Origin of the sequence: Nonomuraea sp. NPDC052634, assembly GCF_040678535.1 — a bacterium.
Taxonomy (GTDB): Bacteria; Actinomycetota; Actinomycetes; order Streptosporangiales; family Streptosporangiaceae; genus Nonomuraea; species Nonomuraea fastidiosa.
In genome coordinates, this window is record NZ_JBFATY010000005.1 from 373,115 (window position 1) to 391,715 (window position 18,601).

An 18,601-nucleotide genomic window follows, 5' to 3' on the forward strand; every position below is an offset into this window, starting at 1 on the left:
GTCGTTCCTGGTCAGCGGGCGGTGGATCGGTCGGCCACGGCGGCGTCCGGGGCGAGGGCCTCCGCGACCGTCACGCGCCGTCCCGCGCGCTGGCGCCAGACGCCGACGCCTACGACGATGACGGCCACGGCCACGCTGATCGCGAGCTGCGACCGGTTCCCTTCGTCGAAGAGCATGCCGAGCAGCAGGGCGATCATGCCCGCGATCGACGCCCAGGTCAGGTACGGATAGCCCCACATGCGCAGGGTCAGCTTGTCCGAGGTCTCACGCTCCAGCACCCGGCGCATCCGCAGCTGGGAGAACGCGATCACCAGCCAGACGAACACCGCGACGGCGCCGGAGGAGTTGGTGAGGAACAGGAACACCGTGTCGGGCGACACGTAGTTGAAGAACACCGTGACGAACCCCACGACGGTCGACGCGAGCACGGCCACGACCGGCACCTTCGCGTTCGACAGCCTGCCGAAGGCCTTGGGCGCGTCCCCGCGCACCGCCAGCGAGTAGGCCATCCGCGAGGCGGTGTAGAGCGCGGAGTTCAGGCACGACAGCACGGAGGTCAGCACGATCGCGTCCATCACCACGCCGGCCGCCGGCAGCCCGATCCGGTCCAGCACCGCGACGTACGGGCTCTTGACCACGCTCGCGTCGTTCCAGGGCAGCAGCGTGACCACGACCGCGATGGAGCCCAGGTAGAACACCAGGATCCGCCACACCACCGAACGCACCGCGGAGCGCACCGCCTGCTCGGGGTGGGCCGACTCGCCCGCGGCGACCGTGGCGATCTCTGCGCCGAAGAAGGAGAAGACCACGACGAGCATCGCGGCGAACACGTGCCCCGGTCCGTTCGGGAAGAAGCCCTGGTGCCCGGTGAGGTTCGACAGGCCCGGCGCGGGGAAGCCGGGCAGCAGTCCCGCGATCGCCACCACGCCGACCAGCAGGAACACCGTGATCGCGGCGACCTTGATGGAGGCGAACCAGAACTCGAACTCGCCGTACGAGCGGACGGAGACCAGGTTGGTGACGGTCAGCGCGACCATGAGCAGGAGCGCCCACCCCCACTGCGGCACCCCGGGCAGCCAGCGGTGCACGATCGCCGCGCCCGCCGTGGCCTCCACGCCGAGCACGACCACCCAGAACCACCAGTACAGCCAACCGATCGAGAAACCGGCCCAAGGGCCGATCGCCCGTTCGGCGTACGCGGAGAACGAGCCGGTGTCGGGGTTGGCGGCCGCCATCTCGCCGAGCATCCGCATGACCAGCACCACGAGCAGGCCGGCGGCGGCATAGGACACCAGAACGCCGGGGCCGGCCTGGCTGATGGCGGCCCCGCTGCCCACGAACAGGCCCGCTCCGATCACGCCGGCGATCGCGATCATGCTGAGGTGGCGTTTGCCGAGGGAGCCGGCCAAGCGGGAGGCCGAACCTGGGGAACCGGTAGTGCGCCCGTCCATTCCTTCTCCTTCCCGAAGAGCTATGACGGAAGGTTCGTGCCGTGTGACGAGCGCGGCCAAGTGCCCTTTTCTGACAAGTTCCTCGACGAAGTTGGCCATTGTGGAGTAGTGCCGGCAGCAGCGGTGACGGCGCCGGCATCGCTCACCGAACGCACGTTCGCGCTGCCGACGGCGCCCGCACCGACGGCCTGGCCGACGTCATCGGCCCGCTCCCCCGGCGAGAAAGCCGCTTGCTCGCTCGCCGGAGCCGGGCCAGGCCGGGCCAGGCCAGGCCGGGCCAGGCCAGGCGGGGATCACGCGGGGGCCGGCCATAGACCGGGGCGTCAGGCGGCGGCCAGCCAGAGGTCCGGGCCGAAGACCTCGTACTTGATGTCGCGTGCTGCCACCCCGGCCTTCAGCAGCTGGCCGCGCACATCGCGCATGAACGGCAGCGGCCCGCACAGGTAGGCGATCGCGCCCTCGGGGATCTCGACGTCCGACAGGTCCATCAGGCCGTCGCGGTCGGGAGCTGCGGCGCCTCGTTCGTACCAGAAGATGCGATCGTCGGCGAGGTTCGCCATGTCCTCGCGGAGCGCGTGCTCGGCCGGTGAGCGGTCGGCGTGCAGCAGCAGGACGCGGCGGTCCGAGCCGGTGGCGGCCAGGTGCTGGAGCATCGCCACGATCGGCGTGGCGCCGATGCCCGCCGAGGCCAGCACCAGGGGCGCGTCGCCGTCGTCCAGGGTGACGTCGCCGAACGGCGCGGACAGGGTCAGCTCGTCACCCGGGCGTACGGTCTCGTGCAGCAGCGTCGACACCTCGCCGGCGGGGTCGCCGGTCACCCGCTTGACGGTGATCCTGCGCAGCTCGCCCGCGCTGGACAGGGTGTACTGGCGCAGCTGGTGGACGCCGTCGGGCATGCGTACCCGGACGCTGACGTACTGGCCGGGACGCGCGGGCGGAACGGGCGCGTCGCCGAGCGGACGCAGCAGGAAGGAGGCCACGTGCGGCGTCTCCTCCCGGCGGGCGACCACCCGCCACTGCCGCCACGTGTCGCCGTTACGCGCGCCCGCCGCCGCGTAGATCCTGGCCTCCTGGGCGATCAGCGCCCCGGCCATCAGCCAGTACACCTCGTCCCACGCCGCCGCGACCTCCGGGGTGACGGCATCGCCCAATACGTGGGCGATCGCGGCGAACAGGTACTTGTGCACGATCACGTACTGGTCGTCGGTGACGCCCACGGCGGCGTGCTTGTGCGCGATGCGCGAAAGCAGCTCGTCGGGGCGCTCGTCCGGATGATCGAGCAGATGTGTCGCGAACGCGGCGATGGCCCCCGCCAGGGCCCTGCGCTGCTCGCCGTTCGCCTGGTTGCCCCGGTTGAACAGGCCGTCGAGCAGCTCCGGCCGTTCGGCGAACATCGTCTCGTAGAAACGCGCGGTGATGGCGTCGAGCGAGGCACCGACGACGGGCAGCGTGGCACGGACGATCGCCGCAGATTCCGCGGACAGCATGAAACCCCCAACGCAGATGGACTACGGAGGCCCGGTGGGCCGGGGTCCAAGCTACGGACGAGGCCGGGCTCGCTCACCAGGCGAACGTCGGTCATCGCAGGGTCGAAAGTCCCTAAAGCGGGATCAAGCGGGCCGGACAGCAGTCCCTATAGCGAGATCATGTGCCGGGCAGCGCGGTGGCCAGCAGAACGACGCCGACCGACCCCACCAGCGAGCCCACCGCCATGACCCGCGCCAGTGTGGGCCGCCCCGCCCCGGACGCCCACCCGTGCACCCCGGCCGCGGCCATGACGACGCAGAACAGCAGCAGCTTGGCGGCGAGAATCCGCCCGTAACCGGGCTCGGCCAGCGAAGCCCAGGTGACGCCGTGGTGCCAGGCGATCGCCACGCCCGTGGCCAGCTGAACGGGCAGGAACACGGCGGCGGTGAGCAGCCCGAAACGCCGCCCGACAGCGGTCATGACCTGTCCGCGCCGCTCACCGTCCAGCATGCGGCGCGCCAGCGGCAGCACGACCAGCGACACCGCCAGCTGCCCGCCGACCCAGAGCGCGGCTCCGAGCACGTGCAGAAAACGCACCACCGTCCACCACGTCATGACACGCTCACCTCGGTATGGTGCCCTGGCCTGCCGCCCTGGCCTTGGAGGTGCTCGCGATCGACCATCGGCAGGCCGGGCGGGTCGATGACGACCGCGCCGTACATACCGTTAGCGAAATGCTGGGTGATCGGCATGGTCCCATCATGCAAGGGCCACACTCCGCCCGGCACGGCAGGTCGCTCGTTCGTCCCGCCGTATGACGCCGGTCGGCACCGCCCGGTGCTGGGGTCAGCGGCCGGGGAGGTTCTTGAGGGATTCGGAGCGGCGGGCGAGGAGCTCGGCGTAGGTGCCGTCCCGTTCGGCCCAGCGCAGGGGCAGGGCGCGCTCGACGATGATCTCGTTCGGGGTCGGGTTCTGGGTGAGCAGGCCGACGGCCTCGTCGAGGTAGCCGTCGAGGGGGAGCGCGGCGGGGTTGAGCTTGGCCTGCTGGTCGGAGGTGGCGACGGCGGGCGGGATGAGCTCGGTGACGTGGATGCCGGTGCCGGCGAGCTGGGCGCGCAGGGACTCGGTGTACGAGTGCACGCCGGCCTTGGTGGCGCCGTACGTCGGCATCAGGGGGAACGGCATGAACGCGATGCCGGAGGTGACGGTGATGATGTCCCCGGCGCCGCGGCCGAGGAGGTGCGGGGTGAAGGCGTCGATGACCCGGATGGTGCCGAGGAGGTTGACCGCGATCGTGGTCTCGGCCTGAGCGATGTGGGCCGGGTCGCGGAGGTCCTCGGCGAGCATGACGCCCGCCATGGTGACGAGCACGTCGAGGTCGGGGTGCTTGGCGAGCACCTCGTCGCGGGCGGCGGCGATGGAGGCGGGGTCGGTCACGTCGATCCGTACGGCCTCGACGCCCTCGACCCGGTCGATGTCGCGCCCGCCGACGACGACGGTGCTGCCGGCGTCGATGAAGCGCTGCGCCAGCCCGCGCCCGATCCCGTACGTGCCTCCCGCGATGAAGACGGTACGGCCGCTGATGTCCATGGCTTGACCTCTTTCCTGGTGTCCGATCTGCTTCCCACGGTCGTCGCGGGTGCGCGAGCGCGGAAGGACCCTGGTGTTCCTGGGGTCTGGCAGGGCCCCCTCTCCGCCGGGCGCCGCTCGCTAGCCTGAACGTCATGGACGGGGAGAAGGCCAACCGGCTCGGCGAGTACCTGCGTGCCCGGCGGGCGCTCGTCACGCCGGAGCGGGCCGGCATCCCTGCCGGGCCCAACCGCCGGGTGCCCGGGCTGCGGCGCGAGGAGGTCGCGATGCTGGCCGGGATCAGCGCCGACTACTACATGCGGCTGGAGCGCGGGCGCGACAAGCATCCGTCCGTCCAGGTCCTCACGGCGCTGGCGCGCGTCCTCCATCTCGACGAGGTGGAGCAGCAGTACCTGCTCGACCTGGCCGCGCCGCCGCGGCCGGCGGCCCCGCGGCGCCGGCGGGCCGAACGGGTGCCCGCCCGGCTGCATCACCTGCTCGCCACCATCGGGGTGCCGGCGTTCATCGAGGGCCGCGCGTACGACGTCCTCGCCTCCAACGCGCTCGCCCTCGCCCTGTCACCGCGGTTGAGGCCGGGTGAGAACCGGCTGCGGTCCCTGCTGCTGGATCCCGAGGAGCGCGAGTTCCACGCCGACTGGGAAAGGGCCACCGAGGAGTTCGTGGGGGCGTTCCGCCAGTCGATCGGGGAGGACACCGACGACGCGCGCGTGGTGGAGCTCGTCGGCGAGCTCTCGCTGGCCAGCGCTCGTTTCCGTACGCTGTGGGCCCGCCACGACGTGCGACGCCTCGAAGGCGGCACCGCCGTGGTGAACCATCCGATGGTCGGCACGCTCCATCTGCATCGCGAGAAGCTGCCGGTCGATGGGGTGCTCCTCGTCCTCTACTACGCCGATGAGGGCAGTGAGAGCGCCGAGAAGCTCCACATTCTCGCTTCCCTGGCCGAGTCCAGTGCTTCTGACAGCGGGTCAGGCGGGCGGACCTCTCTCCAGAGTCGTGGGTCTCGGCGGCCGAACTGACGGTCTTTCAGCAAGCGGTCTCTTCGCGGGTGCCAAGTGGACGCCTCGAACGGGCTCCGCCCGGTGGCGGCGGACAGCACGGGGCGGCCGGTGTCATGAGGCGTTGGGGTCGGCGAATAATCGATGGGAACGTCCGGTTGCCGACACTACGATGAGCGCCATGGCAACCACTTCGGGCAGAGCGCGGCGCTGATGGCCGTCAGCATGCACGACGTGGCTCGCGCCGCGGGGGTCTCCCAGCGCACGGTCTCCAACGTGGTCAACAACTACCCCTACGTCCGCCCGGAGACGCGCCAGCGCGTCCTGGCCGCCATGGAGGCGCTCGGCTACGTGCCCAACGCGGCGGCGCGCAGCCTTCGCGCGGCCCGTACGGGGCTGATCGCGCTCGTCGTGCCCGAGTTCCGCGCGCGCTATTTCGCCGAGCTGGCCGAGCAGGTCGTGCGCGCGGCCGAGCCGCTCGGCTACACGGTGCTGATCGAGCTGACCGAGTCCGACCGCGAGCGCGAGCTGAAGGTGCTGAGCGGCGAGCTCAACCAGCTCACCGACGGCGCGATCATGTCGGCCGTGGCGCTGCGGCCGGGCGACGGCCGCCGGCGCCGCCCCGGCTACCCGATCGTGCTGGTGGGCGACGAGGTGCTGGAGGGTCCGATCCACCACGTCGGGATCCCCAACCGGGAGGCCTCGCTCGCGGTGGCCCGGCACCTGGTGGCCGGCGGGCGGCGGCGGCCGATGGTGCTCGGCTACCGGCCGCACGTGCACATCACGGCCCGGATGCGCGTCCAGGGCTTCCTCGACGGGCTCGCCGAGGCGGGCCTGGAGGTGCCGGACGAGCTGCTGGTGGGCGGCGACTGGAGCCGTAAGGTGGGCCGGCAGGCGGTGGAGGAGCACCTGAGCGCGGGCCGGCCCATGCCGGATGCGATCTTCGCGATGAACGACTCGCTGGCGCTCGGCGCGCTCCGCGCGCTCGCCGAGCGCGGCGTGCGGGTGCCGGAGGACGTCGCGGTGGTCGGCTTCGACGACGTCGAGGAGGCCCGCTACTCGACGCCGTCGCTGACGTCCGTGGCCCCCGACGTGGAGGCGCTGGCCTCCAACGCGGTGGCCATGCTGCACGAGCAGATCACCGGCAAGCCCAGCGGGCTGGGCTCGCGCGTCACGGTCGACTTCAGCCTCCAGGTGCGCGAGTCCAGCCGGTGAGCCGGTCTACTGGCCGCCGAGGCCGGTGGTGGCGATGCCCCTGATGATCTGCCGCTGGAAGAACAGGAACACCACGATGAGCGGCAGCGCGGCCATGACCGCGCCCGCCATGTTCTGCGCGAAGACGACGCCGTAGCCGGTGGTGACGGTCTGCAGGCCGACCGGCAGGGTCATGAGGTCGGGATCGTTCGCCACGATGTACGGCCATAGGAAGTTGTTCCACGCGCCGACGAATGTGAAGATCGACACCGCCGCGATGATCGGCCGCGACAGCGGCAGCACGATGCTGAGGAAGATGCGGACCGACCCGGCCCCGTCGACCCGGGCGGCGTCCTCCAGCTCCCGCGGGATGCTGTCGAAGAAGCGCTTGAGCACGAACACCATGACCGGCGCGACCACCTGCGGCAGGATGATCCCCCAGTACGTGTCCACCATGTTGAAGGCCAGCATCTCGTCGAACAGCGGCACGATGAAGATCGTGCCCGGGATCATGATCGACGCGACGGTGACGCCGAGCAGGAGCTTCCGCCCGGTGAAGTCCAGCCGGGAGAAGGCGTAGCCGGCCATCGTGGAGATCACCAGCGTGATGAGCGTGACGCCGGTCGCCACGATGAGGCTGTTGATCATCCAGGTGGGGATCTCGCCGAGCCGGAAGATGTAGGAGTAGATCTCGAAGGTGTAGCCGTGCTCGGGCAGGATCGTCACGGGCGCGGCGCTCGCGTCGGCCTCCGACTTGAACGAGGTGTTCACCGCCCACAGGAACGGCGTCAGCATCAGGAGGCTGAACAGCGCGAGGACCACGAAGGCCACGACGCGCCCGGCGTTGCTGCTTTTCATGAGTCGGACCTCCGGGCGAACCGCAGCTGGAGCAGCGACAGGACGAGGATGATGGCGAAGAAGACGTACGAGATCGCCGAGGCGTAGCCGAGCCGGTAGCCGGTGAAGCCCGAGTCGAAGATGTACATCAGGATCGAGCGGGTCGAGTCGTCGGGCCCGCCGCCGGTCATCTGGTAGATCTGGTCGAAGACCTTGAGCGAGGCCAGCACCTGGAGCACCAGGATCAGCCCGGTGATGTTGCGCAGCAGCGGCAGCGTGATGGAGAACAGCTGCCGCCACTTGCCGGCCCCGTCGATCGCGGCCGCCTCGTAGACGGTGGCGGGGATGTTCTGCAGCGCGGCCAGGTAGAGCAGGAAGTTGAAGCCCAGCGTCCACCAGGTCGTGGTGGCCGCGATCGCCGGCATGGCGGTGTCCGGATCCTGCAGCCACGCCTGGTTCTCGAACCCCAGCCGGCCGAGCACGGTGTTGATCAGCCCGAGCTCGGGGTTGTAGAGCCAGCCCCAGAACTTGCTGACCACGGTCGAGGCCAGCAGGTACGGCAGGAAGAACGACATCCGCCACACCCACTGCCCCGGCAGCCCCATGTTGACCAGCAGCGCGGCGGCGAGCGCCACCACCACCAGCGGGATCGTGGTGAGCACGGTGAACAGCACCGTATTGCCGAACGTCTTCCACACCATCGGGTCGGTGAGCGCCTCGGCGTAGTTGGAGAGCCCGACGATGTCCGGCTGCCCGCCCGCGGCGAGGTCCCGGTTCGTGAAGCTCATCCACAAGCCGTAGACGGTGGGCCAGACCAGGAAGAGCACGAAGAACACGAAGAACGGAGCCACCCAGAGCAGCCCGACCTTGCTCCGCGCGACCTTCGTGGCGGTCTTGGAGGCGTCGGCGACGGCGCCCTTGGGCAAAGTGATCGACGTCATCGCTGCACCGCCTTGGACATGAGGACATTGACGCGCTCGGCGAAGTCGGCGATGGCGTCCTTGACCGAGGTCTGGCCGAGCATCACGTTCTGGAACGAGTTGCCGAACTGGTTCTGGAAGCCGGAGCCGCCTCCGGTGAACGACGACGGCGGGTCGTACTTCAGGTACGACGCGGTCTCGGCGTAGTCGCTGTTGGGCCGCATCGTCTTGAACTCGGGGCTGTTGACGACGGGCAGGTAGGCGGGCGTGTGCCCGGCGCCGCCCCACGGCAGCGATGCCTTGAGGATTCTCGCCACCGCCTCATAGGCCAGCTCGCGTTTGGCCTCGTCGGGCTGCGACTGGTGCGGAAGCACGAACGTGTGCGAGTCGCCCCAGGCCGCCTTGATCCCGGTGCCGAACAGGTTCGGGATCGGCATCGCGCCGAGCTCGAAGTCCGCCTTCTGGAACTGCGGCAGGTCCCACACCCCGGAGAAGATGAGACCGGACTCGCCGTTGATGAAGGAGGAGTTGGCGGTCCCGCCCTCGGCGCTCCTGGAGGCGACCTCGCCGTCCACGAGTTTGCGCATGGTCTCGATGGAGTCGCCGAACGCCTCGGCGTCGTACGTGAAGCGGTCGCCCTGCAGGTCGAACGTGGCGCCGTGCATCGAGTAGAAAGTCCAGAAAAGCCGCCAGAGCTGGCTACCGTCACCGAGATATCCGTACGCGATGCCGTACGGCTTGCCGGTGACCCGCTTGAACTCTTTGCCGAGCCGCTTCAGGTCGTCCAGGCTCTTGATCTCCGGCAGCTTGCCCTGCGAGTCCAGCACGCCGGCCTTCTTCGCCAGGGTGGCGTTGTAGAACGAGATGAACGCGTGCGAATCCAGCGCGATCGCGTAGACCTTGCCGTTGACGATGGAGCTCTGCCAGGCCGAGGCGGTGAACGTCTGCTCGGTGATCCCGTAGCGGGCCAGCCGGTTGAGGTCCCAAGGGTCGAGCAGGCCGCCCGGGGCGAAGCCGGCGAGCCGCGACATGTGCACGATCGCGAGGTCGGGGGCGCGCCCGCCGGCCGCGGCCATGGAGAGTTTGGTGTAGTAGGGAGGCCCCCAGGCGAGGACGACCGGTTTGATGCGGGCGGCGTCCCAGCTGTTGTCGATACCGGTCAGGATCTCGGCCATGCGTTCGCCGTCTCCGCCGCCGAGCAGGTGCCAGAAGACGATTTCCCGGGGATCCCGGCCGGCGATCCCCGTGCCACAGCCGGCCAGAAGTGCGGTAATTCCTGCGGCTTGCAGCATTCTGCGCCGGGAGAGGCGGGAATGGGTCCACTCGTTCATACGTGGTTCCTCGCAGAAATCCGGCCGCCCTCACAGCTCGGGGTGACCGGATGTTGACTCCGGTTGGAGGGAGTGTGGCACACTTTGCTACGTAGCAAAAGACCTCTTTGCTACGTAGTAAAAGGCCTGATCCGCCCGCGTGCCGGGATTGCCGAGGTTGCCAGATGCCGAGTTCCGTTGCCCCCGACGTCCCCCGCGCGGAATACCCGCGCCCGCAGATGGTCCGCCCGGACTGGCTCAATCTGAACGGCCCCTGGCAGTTCGAGATCGACGCCGGCGACACCGGGCTGGAGCGCGGATTGCGCGAGCGCGACCTCGCCGGGACGATCACCGTGCCGTTCGCGCCCGAGTCGGAGCTGTCCGGCATCGGGAACACCGACTTCATGCCCGCCGTGTGGTACCGCCGGACGGTGACGATCCCCGCCGAGTGGGCAGGACGCCGCACGCTGCTGCACTTCGGCGCGGTCGACCATGACGCCACGGTGTGGGTGAACGGCGTGGAGGTGGTGCGCCACCGCGGCGGCTTCTCCCCCTTCACCGCCGACCTGTCGGGCGTGGCGCGGCCAGGCGAGGAGGCCACGATCGTCGTGCGCGCCCGCGACTCCCGTCACGGCCCGCAGGCGCGCGGCAAGCAGTCCACCCGCTACCACAACTACGAGTGCCTCTACACCCGCACGACCGGGATCTGGCAGACCGTGTGGCTGGAGCCGGTGCCCGACGTGCACCTGCGCCGCCCCCGGATCACGCCGGACGTCGCCGGCTCGGCGTTCACCGTCGTGGCCCCGCTGTCGGCCAACCGGCCGGGCAACTCCGTGCGCGTCACGGTCTCCGACCCGGACGGCGTGGTCGTCGCCGGCACCGTGCGCGCCGACATCGACCTCTCCCCCACCGTGCGGCTGGAGCTGCCCGCCGGCCGGGTACGGCTGTGGGAGCCGGGCGACGGGTTCCTCTACGACGTGAAGATCGAGCTGCTCGACGCCGCCGGCGCGGTCATCGACGCCGTGGACAGCTACGCGGGCCTGCGCTCGGTGTCGATCGACGGCAAGCGGCTGCTCATCAACGGCAAGCCCGTCTTCCAGCGGCTCGTGCTCGACCAGGGCTACTACCCCGACGGCCTCATGACCGCGCCCAGCGACGAGGCCCTGCTGCGCGACATCGAGCTGAGCCTCGCGGCCGGGTTCAACGGCGCGCGGCTGCACCAGAAGGTCTTCGAGGAGCGCTTCCTCTACCACGCCGACCGCCTCGGCTACCTGGTGTGGGGCGAGTTCGGCGACTGGGGTTCCCACGCCGAGGGCGAGCACAAGCACACCGCCTCGTTCGTCACCCAGTGGCTCGAAGTGCTGGAGCGCGACGTGTCGCACCCGTCGGTCATCGGCTGGTGCCCGCTCAACGAGACCGGCCAGGTGATCCACGACCACCTCACCCACCTCGACGACGTCACGCGCGGCATGTTCCTCGCGACCAAGCTCGCCGACCCCACGCGCCCGGTCATCGACGCCTCCGGCTACAGCCACCGGGTGCCCGAGACCGACGTGTACGACTCCCACAACTACGAGCAGGAGCCCGAGGCGTTCGCCGAGCAGCTCAGCGGCCTGAGCAAGGACCGGCCGTACGTCAACGACATCGAGGGCCGGCCGATCTCGGTGCCGTACCGGGGGCAGCCGTACTTCGTCAGCGAGTACGGCGGCATCTGGTGGAACCCCGAGCTCGCCGGCACCGAGCAGGCCGCCGACCGCTCGACCTCCTGGGGCTACGGCCAGCGGGTGCGGACCGAGGAGGAGTTCCACGAGCGCTTCGCCGGGCTGACCGGGGTGCTGCTCGACGACCCTGACATGTTCGGCTACTGCTACACGCAGCTCACCGACGTGTTCCAGGAGGAGAACGGCATCTACCGGTTCGACCGGTCGACGAAGCTCGACGTGTCGCGCGTGCGCGCGGCGCAGACCCGCGAGGCCGCGTACGAGCGCACGGCTTCCTAAGGCTGACCGGACGCGATCAGCCCTGGGACGGACTCCGCCCCGGGCTGCCCTGGCCGAGTCCAGCGCTTCCGATGGCGTGCCAGGCGGGCGGACCTCTCTCCAGAGGTCGTGGGTCCCGGCCGTCCGAGTAAGCGGGTTTCCAAGGGCTGAGGTGGTGCACCTCAGCCCTTCTTTCTTTTATGCGCCTCTGACGCTGAGCGGTCTAATGTACTAGGACATTAGATAAATGGAGAAAGTCGGCCATCCGCACCACCGGCGTACAGGAGGACATGGCGTGACTTCCGTTCTGCGAGCCCAGGGCCTGGGCAGGAGGTACGGCAGGCGCTGGGCGCTGCGCGACTGCACACTCGACGTCCCCGCCGGACACGTCGTCGGGCTGGTGGGCCCCAACGGGGCCGGCAAGTCCACGCTGCTGAAGCTGGCCTGCGGGCAGCTCGAACCGTCGGCGGGCGCGATCTCGGTGCTCGGCGGCCGGCCGGCGAGCACGCCGGCGCAGCTGGCCAGGGTGGGGTTCGTGGCCCAGGACACCCCGGTCTACGGGGGCCTGACCGTCGAGGATCATCTGCGGCTCGGTGCCAGGCTCAATCCACGCTGGGATCAGGAGCTGGCGCGGGAGCGGGTGGCGCGGCTCGGTCTCGACCCCGCGCATCGGGCGGGCAGGCTGTCGGGCGGCCAGCGCGCGCAGCTCGCGCTCACGTTGGGCCTGGCCAAGCGGCCCGACCTGCTGATCCTGGACGAGCCCGTGGCCGCGCTCGATCCGCTGGCCCGCCGCGAGTTCCTGCAGGGGCCTGATGGAGGCCGCGGCCGAGCAGCGGTTCAGCGTGGTGCTCTCCTCGCACCTGGTCTCCGATCTTGAACGCATCTGCGACTACCTGATCGTGCTGGCAGGCTCGCGGGTGCGGGTGGCCGGGGAGGTCGATGAGCTGCTGGCCACCCATTTCCGGATCACCGGGCCGCGCCGCGATCCCGGCCGGCTGCCCGCAGGCCAGGACGTGGTCTCGGCGCGGCACACCGAGCGGCAGAGCACGTACGTGATCCGCACCGAAGACCCGGTCCTCGACCCCGCGTGGACGGTCACCCGGCTCGGCCTGGAGGACCTCGTCCTCGCCTACATGGACGAGCAGGCGAGCGGCCACCGGCCCGCAGCGCTGGAGGTGCGGTGATGATCTGGCTGACCTGGCGGCAACTGCGCGGCTCGGTCGCGGTGACGGCCGCCGCGCTCGCGGTGCTCGCCGCCGTCCTGGTCGCGACCGGCCCCGGCCTGGCCGGCCGCTACGCCTCCGGGATCGCCGAGTGCACCCGTCAGGGCACCTGCGCCGACTTCTACAACGAGTTCTTCGGCTCGTACGAGCTGGAGTTCCTGGCGGTGAGCCTCGTGGTGCTGGTGCTGCCGGCGCTGATCGGGCTGTTCTGGGGTGCGCCGCTGGTGGCCCGCGAGCTGGAGGCGGGCACGCATCTGCTGGTGTGGAACCAGAGCATCACCCGCCGCCGCTGGCTGGCGGTCAAGCTCGGGCTCACCGGCCTGATCGCGGTGGCCGCCGCCGGTCTGTGCGGGCTCATGGTGACCTGGTGGTCGGGTCCTCTGGACGAGTCGGCATCGGAGAACCTGGCGCTGATGGCTCCGCTGGTGTTCGGGGCGCGCGGCATCGCGCCGATGGGGTACGCGGCGTTCGCGTTCGTCCTGGGCACGACGGCCGGCATGATGGCGCGCCGGACGCTGCCCGCCATGGCGCTCACGCTGGCCGTCTTCGCCGCGCTCCAGCTCGGCATGCCGCTGCTGGTCCGCCCGCACCTGATGCCCCCGGCCGTGGCGACCTCGGAGCTCGGCCTGGAGAACGTGGACAGCCTCGCCATCCAGCGCGGGGGCGGCGGGCCCGTGCGGGTCCTGCTGAGGTCGGCCGTGCCGGGGCAGGCGGGCGCCTGGGTGCTGTCGAACGAGCTGATCGACCCGTCGGGACGGACGATCTCCGACGGCGGCGAGGCGGCCGTCCCGGTCTCCACGACCTCGGGGCCCTGCGCGCCGGGGGGATCTCCGGTGGCCGGCACCTGCATGGCCGAGATCAACCGGCTCGGCTACCGGCAGCGGGCGACGTACCAGCCGCTTGAGCGCTTCTGGCCGTTCCAGTGGATCGAGACGGGCATCTACGCCCTGCTCACGCTCGGCCTGACCTGGTGGGCCTTCCGGTGGGTCCGCAGGCGTACGTCATGACCGCCGTCAGAACCGCAACGGCCGGGCTCGCGCTCCTGCTCGCGATGGCCTGCACGACTCCCGCGCCGCCCCGCAGCCACGCGAACGCGGCTTCCGGTACGGTCTGCGCGCCGCCCCAAGGACAGCCGGGGCCGGAGACGGCCACCACGATCGACGTGATCGAGCAGGCGTACTTCTGCATCCTCGGCAACTACTACGCCGGTGCCACCCTGGACGCGCGCACGCTGCTGACCGCCGGGTTCGCCGCGCTGACGCAGGAGATCATCCGGAACGGGCGCGACGTGCCCGACGCCACCATGCCGGCGCTGACCGGCGACAGGAAAGCCGACTGGACCGCCTTCGAGACCACCTACAGAAGGGTCACCGGCCAGGTGCCGGACGACCTCCGCGACCGGCTGGCGGTCGTCACCCTGGAGGCCATCGTGGCCGCGCTCGGGGACGATCACGCCCGCTGGACGCACGGCGTCGAACGTCCGCCCGACGCCTACGACGGCGACGGCTACGGCCTGGGCCTCGAAGCGAACGTCACCCGCCCCCAGGCGACCGGCAGCGCGGAGACCGCCGTGCCCCCGCTGTTCGTCACCGCCGTACTGGGCGGCGCGGCGCGGAAGGCGGGGCTGCGTCCCGGCGACGTCATCGAGTCGGTCAACGACTCGGCGCCCTTCATCGACGGCAAGGCCGGCCCTGCGATCGCCGGGCTGTATCCGCGGTATCCGGACGCGCGGCCGGTCCGGCTGCGGCTGCACCGGCCGAGCACCGGCCGCCGCTGGAGCGTGACGCTCAAGCCCGGCCTGTTCCCGCAGGACCCGGCCGACCTGCAGGTGGTGCGGTCGAAGCTGGTGGACGGCGTCGTCGCCTACGTGCGGATGCGCGGGTTCGCCCCCGACTCCGCCGACCGGGTGCTGCGGGCGATCGCCAGGCTGCGCGAGGGCAGAACGCTGCACGGCGTCGTGCTGGACCTGCGGGGCAACGGCGGCGGCAGCCCCGTGGAGGCGGTCCGGCTGGTGAGCGCGTTCGTGCACGGCAAGGTCACCGCCTACCAGTGCACGGTGGACGGCGCGTGCTCGGCCTCGCGTACCGACGACACCGTGGAGCCGGTCGGGCTGCCGCTTGCGGTGCTCACCGACCGCGGCTGTGCGTCGGCGTGCGAGCACTTCAGCTCAGCGATCAAGGACCTGCGCGCGGGCACGCTGGTCGGCACCAGGACCGCCGGGGCCATCTCCGGCCCTGCGCAGAGCTACCTGCTGCGCGACAACACCACGCTCGCCTTCCCCAGCAGGCATCACCTGGGCCCGAACCGCGAGGTGATCGACAAGGTCGGCGTGGCCCCCGACCACCACGTGCCCCTGACCCCGCAGGACGCGGCCGCCGGGCGCGACCCCGCCCTGGACAAGGCCCTGACCTTGCTGCACGAGTGAGAGGACCTCCCGATGAGACGTCTGCCGGCCGGACCGGCCGTGCTCGCTGTGCTCGCCGTGCTCGCCGTGTCCGCCTGCTCTGGGCCCGCGCCGCCCCGATCCGCCGCCCGGCCGACCGCTCCGAGCGCACCCGCCGAACTGCCCGCCCCCACCGGCGGGCATCCGGTCGGCAGCACGGTCCTGCATCTCAAGGACGCCTCCCGCCCCGACCCGTGGAACCTCGACGCCGAGGCCAGGGAGCTGAAGGTCACCCTGTGGTACCCGGCCGAGCGCGGTGACGGGCGGCGCGCGCCGTACATGACGCGGAAGGAGGCGGAGCTGCTGCTCAAGGGCAGGCGGATCGCGGGCGTGCCGGCGGACCTGCTGAGCGGGACCCGCACCCACGCCATCGAGAACGCCCGGCCCGCGGGCAGGCGGCTGCCGCTGGTCGTGCTCTCCCCCGGCTTCACCAACCCGGTCAGCACGCTCACCTCGCTCGCCGAGGACCTGGCCGCCCGCGGGTACGTGGTGGCCGGCATCGACCACGCGTACGAGAGCCACGCCACGACACTCGCCGACGGGCGCATCGCCGAATGCCTGGCCTGCGACAGCGACACCGACCCCGGCTTCGGCACGGGCGTGGTGGCGGGCCGGGCGGCCGACGTCTCCTTCGTGCTCGACCGGCTCCCCACGGCGTGGAAGGGCGGAGAACGGATCGACCGCTCCAGGATCGCCATGGTCGGGCAGTCGATCGGCGGCGCGAGCGCTCTGGCCGCCATGGCGAAGGACTCCCGGGTACGTGCCGGGATCGACATGGACGGCACCACCTACGCCAGGATCCCCAAGGGCTTCTCCCGGCCGTTCATGTTCCTGGGCTCGCCGCAGCACGCCTCAGGGGGCCGCGACACCTCGTGGGATCGCGACTGGAAGCTGCTGGGCGGGTGGAAGCGGTGGCTCGTGGTGACCGGGGCCGAGCACGCGTCGTTCACGGACGCGCCGCTGCTGGGCGACGCGCTCGGCGTCGAACCCGCCGCCGTCCTGCCCGCCGCCCGCGCCGCCGAGATCACCCGTACGTACGTGGCCGCGTTCCTCGACCGGCACCTGAAGGGGAGGCCGCAGCCGCTCCTGGACGAGCCGTCGCCGCGCTTCCCCGAGGTGCGGTTCTGTCCCTCGGCCTGCGGGGGATCCTGAGCCGCTGGGCAATTCTCGGCCTGCGTACGGCGAAGATCCGGGCAAACGCCGGACGCGCCGCCCCTGCTCGTGGCGTGCGGCGGCCTAGCGTCCTGTCCTGACGACCGTGGCGAAGGAGGGGGACGATGTCGGGCAGTGACGTCCGCGGTCTGCTCGCTCCGTTCCTGCTGCTGCTCATCTGCGAGCGGCCGGGTCACGGGTACGACCTGATCGAACGGCTGGCCCGGCTGGGGGCGTCCGACGCCGAGCCCGGCCAGGTCTATCGCGCGCTGCGCTCGCTCGAACGCGCCGGCCACCTGGCCTCCGACTGGGTCGCATCGGAGGCGGGCCCCGCGCGCAGGCGCTACGAGCTGACCACCGGCGGCATGGCCGAGCTGCAGGCGTGGATGCGGCGGCTGACCGAGGTACGCGGGCTGCTGGAGACCTGCCTGGACAGGTGGACGCGGATCAGCGGCGAAGCGGGCGGCCCCGAGCTTTCCGAGCGTTCCCCTGCCGGACGCGAAGAGTGGGAGGAGGCGTCGTGGGCACGGCCCCTGACATGATCGCCATGACCGCCGTGTCCGCCGCGATCGAGCGGCGGACCGCACCGGCCACCGCCCTCGGCGAGGACTCCGAGCGGATCGTCCGCGCCTGCCAGGAGATGGCGGAGCGGTTCCGCGACGGCGGCACGCTGCTGGTGTTCGGCACCGGCGGGTCGGTGGCGGACGCGCAGCACGTCGCCGTCGAGTTCGCGCATCCGGTCGTCGTGGGCAAGCCGGCGCTGCCCGCCGTCTCCCTGGCCACCGACATGGCCGTGACTACGGAGATCGCCCGCACCCGGAGCCTGGACGAGATCTTCGCCGCCCAGCTCAGACTGCTGGCCGGGCCGCGCGACATCGCGCTCGGCCTCTCGGCGGATGGCGACTGCGCCGCCGTACGCGAAGGGCTGGCGGCGGCGCGCGAGCTGGGGCTGCTCACGGTGGCGCTCACCGGCGGGCAGGCGGATCCCGAGGCGGACCACGTGCTCGCCGTACACTCCGACGACCCGCTGATCGTCAAAGAGGTGCACATGACGATCTATCACGTGCTGTGGGAGCTGGTGCACGTCTTCTACGAGCTGGAGGCGGCCCGATGACGGAGCCGGCCGAGCGCACGGGACCGGCCGACCGGCCTCCCGAGCCGACGATGACGGGCCACTGCGGCGACGAGGTCTGCGTCACCTGCTCCGACGTGGCCGTGCCGGTGCGCGTGCTGCGGCTGCTCGGCGACGACCTGGCGCTGGTCGAGACAGAGGCGGGGACCGAGGAGGAGGTCAGCGTGGCGCTGGTGGACGCGCGGCCCGGCGACGTCGTGCTCGTGCACGCCAAGGAGGCCATCGCGAGGAGGCGGCCGTGAGCACGGTCGGCGAGCCCGGCGGGATCGAGGCGCTTTATCCGTTCCTCGCGCCCGCGCCCACCGATCGGGAGGCCGTCGTCGCGGACCTGTGCGCGTCCACGCGGAGGAAGGCCGCCGAGATCGTCGAGCTGCGCAGGTCGCTCATCGATCTGCACGGCGAGCGGCTGGTGGCGTGCGCGCGGGCGATGGCGGCGGCGTTCGAGGCGGGCGGGCGGCTGTTCGCCCTCGGCAACGGCGGCAGCAGCACCGACGCCCAGGCGATCGCGCAGCTCTTCACCGCACCACCGGCACGAAGGCGCGCGGTCGCCGCGATCCCGCTGGCCCAGGACGTCGCGCTGCTCACGGCGCTGTCGAACGACGTCGGGTACGAGCTGGTCTTCGCCCGGCAGCTCGCCGCGCTTGGCCGCCGCGGCGACGTGGCCATGGGGCTGTCCACCAGCGGCGGCTCGGCCAACGTGCTCAACGCGATGGCGCAGGCGTCCAGGCTCGGCATGCTCACCGTCGGCCTGGCCGGGTACGACGGCGGGCCGATGGCGCAGGACGACCGGGTGTCGTACCTGTTCGTGGTGCCGTCGGCGTCCGTGCACCGCATCCAGGAGGCGCAGATCACCCTCTGCCACGTGCTGTGGGAGCTGACCCAGCGGGTGCTGACCGGCGAGACGTGAC

General features: G+C 71.2%; 20 protein-coding genes. 12 read left to right on the forward strand and 8 right to left on the reverse strand.

Translation table 11 applies throughout. The features are described 5' to 3' along the window. Positions 1–11 precede the first annotated feature (11 nt). From AB0K67_RS24155 to AB0K67_RS24175, 5 genes are all read right to left on the reverse strand, one after another. Complete coding sequence (locus tag AB0K67_RS24155) at positions 12–1,451, reverse strand: amino acid permease (RefSeq protein ID WP_364064166.1); 1,440 nt, start codon at positions 1,449–1,451, stop codon at positions 12–14. 323 nt (positions 1,452–1,774) lie between these two features. Next, positions 1,775–2,938 (reverse strand): globin domain-containing protein, encoded by a 1,164-nt coding sequence (locus tag AB0K67_RS24160; RefSeq protein ID WP_364064169.1) that lies wholly within the window; start codon positions 2,936–2,938, stop codon positions 1,775–1,777. A gap of 157 nt (positions 2,939–3,095) precedes the next feature. Next, positions 3,096–3,533: a hypothetical protein gene (locus tag AB0K67_RS24165; RefSeq protein ID WP_364064172.1), complete on the reverse strand. Its 438-nt coding sequence runs from the start codon at positions 3,531–3,533 to the stop codon at positions 3,096–3,098. After that, positions 3,530–3,670, reverse strand: a complete 141-nt coding sequence (locus tag AB0K67_RS24170) for a hypothetical protein (protein ID WP_364064175.1) — start codon at positions 3,668–3,670, stop codon at positions 3,530–3,532. Before AB0K67_RS24170 ends, AB0K67_RS24165 begins: the two co-directional genes overlap by 4 nt. A gap of 94 nt (positions 3,671–3,764) precedes the next feature. Continuing rightward, positions 3,765–4,508 (reverse strand): SDR family NAD(P)-dependent oxidoreductase, encoded by a 744-nt coding sequence (locus AB0K67_RS24175; protein ID WP_364064177.1) that lies wholly within the window; start codon positions 4,506–4,508, stop codon positions 3,765–3,767. A gap of 134 nt (positions 4,509–4,642) precedes the next feature. Between AB0K67_RS24175 and AB0K67_RS24180 the strand changes: the two genes are divergently transcribed. Continuing rightward, positions 4,643–5,524 (forward strand): helix-turn-helix transcriptional regulator, encoded by an 882-nt coding sequence (locus AB0K67_RS24180; protein WP_364064180.1) that lies wholly within the window; start codon positions 4,643–4,645, stop codon positions 5,522–5,524. Positions 5,525–5,737: 213 nt separating this feature from the next. Beyond that, the gene (locus AB0K67_RS24185) at positions 5,738–6,718 is read left to right on the forward strand and encodes a LacI family DNA-binding transcriptional regulator (protein ID WP_364064183.1); all 981 of its coding nucleotides are present in this window, start codon (positions 5,738–5,740) and stop codon (positions 6,716–6,718) included. A gap of 6 nt (positions 6,719–6,724) precedes the next feature. On the opposite strand, the gene AB0K67_RS24190 is transcribed toward AB0K67_RS24185, so the two are convergent. From AB0K67_RS24190 to AB0K67_RS24200, 3 genes are read right to left on the reverse strand one after another with little or no spacing between them, the layout of a single operon-like run. Next, entirely contained in the window at positions 6,725–7,555 is an 831-nt protein-coding gene (locus AB0K67_RS24190; RefSeq protein ID WP_364064186.1) for a carbohydrate ABC transporter permease, read from the reverse strand. Further along, entirely contained in the window at positions 7,552–8,475 is a 924-nt protein-coding gene (locus tag AB0K67_RS24195; protein ID WP_364064189.1) for a sugar ABC transporter permease, read from the reverse strand. The genes AB0K67_RS24190 and AB0K67_RS24195 overlap by 4 nt, the downstream gene beginning before the upstream one ends. After that, complete coding sequence (locus AB0K67_RS24200; protein WP_364064192.1) at positions 8,472–9,629, reverse strand: extracellular solute-binding protein; 1,158 nt, start codon at positions 9,627–9,629, stop codon at positions 8,472–8,474. Before AB0K67_RS24200 ends, AB0K67_RS24195 begins: the two co-directional genes overlap by 4 nt. 320 nt (positions 9,630–9,949) lie before the next feature. Here AB0K67_RS24200 and AB0K67_RS24205 point away from each other — a divergent pair, with 320 nt between their 5' ends. The 10 genes from AB0K67_RS24205 (at position 9,950) to AB0K67_RS24250 (ending at position 18,600) form a co-directional block, all read left to right on the forward strand. Continuing rightward, the gene (locus tag AB0K67_RS24205; RefSeq protein WP_364064194.1) at positions 9,950–11,764 is read left to right on the forward strand and encodes a sugar-binding domain-containing protein; all 1,815 of its coding nucleotides are present in this window, start codon (positions 9,950–9,952) and stop codon (positions 11,762–11,764) included. A gap of 274 nt (positions 11,765–12,038) precedes the next feature. Then, positions 12,039–12,620 (forward strand): ABC transporter ATP-binding protein, encoded by a 582-nt coding sequence (locus AB0K67_RS24210; RefSeq protein ID WP_364064196.1) that lies wholly within the window; start codon positions 12,039–12,041, stop codon positions 12,618–12,620. Beyond that, on the forward strand, positions 12,586–12,927 hold the full coding sequence (locus AB0K67_RS24215) for a hypothetical protein (protein WP_364064199.1): 342 nt from the start codon (positions 12,586–12,588) through the stop codon (positions 12,925–12,927). The genes AB0K67_RS24210 and AB0K67_RS24215 overlap by 35 nt, the downstream gene beginning before the upstream one ends. Continuing rightward, positions 12,927–13,973 carry an ABC transporter permease gene (locus AB0K67_RS24220; protein ID WP_364064202.1) on the forward strand — a complete coding sequence of 349 codons (1,047 nt, stop codon included), beginning with the start codon at positions 12,927–12,929 and terminating at the stop codon, positions 13,971–13,973. Before AB0K67_RS24215 ends, AB0K67_RS24220 begins: the two co-directional genes overlap by 1 nt. After that, positions 13,970–15,391 (forward strand): S41 family peptidase, encoded by a 1,422-nt coding sequence (locus tag AB0K67_RS24225; RefSeq protein WP_364064204.1) that lies wholly within the window; start codon positions 13,970–13,972, stop codon positions 15,389–15,391. The genes AB0K67_RS24220 and AB0K67_RS24225 overlap by 4 nt, the downstream gene beginning before the upstream one ends. A gap of 12 nt (positions 15,392–15,403) precedes the next feature. Continuing rightward, positions 15,404–16,561 carry an alpha/beta hydrolase gene (locus tag AB0K67_RS24230; RefSeq protein ID WP_364064206.1) on the forward strand — a complete coding sequence of 386 codons (1,158 nt, stop codon included), beginning with the start codon at positions 15,404–15,406 and terminating at the stop codon, positions 16,559–16,561. A 125-nt stretch (positions 16,562–16,686) separates the two neighbouring features. Beyond that, the gene (locus AB0K67_RS24235) at positions 16,687–17,103 is read left to right on the forward strand and encodes a helix-turn-helix transcriptional regulator (protein WP_364064209.1); all 417 of its coding nucleotides are present in this window, start codon (positions 16,687–16,689) and stop codon (positions 17,101–17,103) included. After that, complete coding sequence (locus AB0K67_RS24240) at positions 17,082–17,675, forward strand: SIS domain-containing protein (RefSeq protein ID WP_364064211.1); 594 nt, start codon at positions 17,082–17,084, stop codon at positions 17,673–17,675. The genes AB0K67_RS24235 and AB0K67_RS24240 overlap by 22 nt, the downstream gene beginning before the upstream one ends. Next, positions 17,672–17,935 (forward strand): HypC/HybG/HupF family hydrogenase formation chaperone, encoded by a 264-nt coding sequence (locus AB0K67_RS24245; RefSeq protein ID WP_364064214.1) that lies wholly within the window; start codon positions 17,672–17,674, stop codon positions 17,933–17,935. The genes AB0K67_RS24240 and AB0K67_RS24245 overlap by 4 nt, the downstream gene beginning before the upstream one ends. Then, the gene (locus AB0K67_RS24250; RefSeq protein WP_364064217.1) at positions 17,932–18,600 is read left to right on the forward strand and encodes an SIS domain-containing protein; all 669 of its coding nucleotides are present in this window, start codon (positions 17,932–17,934) and stop codon (positions 18,598–18,600) included. The genes AB0K67_RS24245 and AB0K67_RS24250 overlap by 4 nt, the downstream gene beginning before the upstream one ends. Position 18,601: the final 1 nt, after the last annotated feature.

Excerpts from the sequence above, each read along its gene's own strand:
- AB0K67_RS24220 (WP_364064202.1), top strand. The coding sequence starts at position 12,927 with ATGATCTGGCTGACCTGGCGGCAACTGCGCGGCTCGGTCGCGGTGACG.
- AB0K67_RS24230 (WP_364064206.1), top strand. The coding sequence starts at position 15,404 with ATGAGACGTCTGCCGGCCGGACCGGCCGTGCTCGCTGTGCTCGCCGTG.
- AB0K67_RS24190 (WP_364064186.1), bottom strand. The coding sequence starts at position 7,555 with ATGAAAAGCAGCAACGCCGGGCGCGTCGTGGCCTTCGTGGTCCTCGCG.
- AB0K67_RS24155 (WP_364064166.1), bottom strand. The coding sequence starts at position 1,451 with ATGGACGGGCGCACTACCGGTTCCCCAGGTTCGGCCTCCCGCTTGGCC.
- AB0K67_RS24225 (WP_364064204.1), top strand. The coding sequence starts at position 13,970 with ATGACCGCCGTCAGAACCGCAACGGCCGGGCTCGCGCTCCTGCTCGCG.
- AB0K67_RS24175 (WP_364064177.1), bottom strand. The coding sequence starts at position 4,508 with ATGGACATCAGCGGCCGTACCGTCTTCATCGCGGGAGGCACGTACGGG.
- AB0K67_RS24195 (WP_364064189.1), bottom strand. The coding sequence starts at position 8,475 with ATGACGTCGATCACTTTGCCCAAGGGCGCCGTCGCCGACGCCTCCAAG.
- AB0K67_RS24200 (WP_364064192.1), bottom strand. The coding sequence starts at position 9,629 with ATGGCCGAGATCCTGACCGGTATCGACAACAGCTGGGACGCCGCCCGC.
- AB0K67_RS24235 (WP_364064209.1), top strand. The coding sequence starts at position 16,687 with ATGTCGGGCAGTGACGTCCGCGGTCTGCTCGCTCCGTTCCTGCTGCTG.
- AB0K67_RS24245 (WP_364064214.1), top strand. The coding sequence starts at position 17,672 with ATGACGGAGCCGGCCGAGCGCACGGGACCGGCCGACCGGCCTCCCGAG.
- AB0K67_RS24170 (WP_364064175.1), bottom strand. The coding sequence starts at position 3,670 with ATGCCGATCACCCAGCATTTCGCTAACGGTATGTACGGCGCGGTCGTC.
- AB0K67_RS24165 (WP_364064172.1), bottom strand. The coding sequence starts at position 3,533 with ATGACGTGGTGGACGGTGGTGCGTTTTCTGCACGTGCTCGGAGCCGCG.
- AB0K67_RS24160 (WP_364064169.1), bottom strand. The coding sequence starts at position 2,938 with ATGCTGTCCGCGGAATCTGCGGCGATCGTCCGTGCCACGCTGCCCGTC.
- AB0K67_RS24180 (WP_364064180.1), top strand. The coding sequence starts at position 4,643 with ATGGACGGGGAGAAGGCCAACCGGCTCGGCGAGTACCTGCGTGCCCGG.
- AB0K67_RS24205 (WP_364064194.1), top strand. The coding sequence starts at position 9,950 with ATGCCGAGTTCCGTTGCCCCCGACGTCCCCCGCGCGGAATACCCGCGC.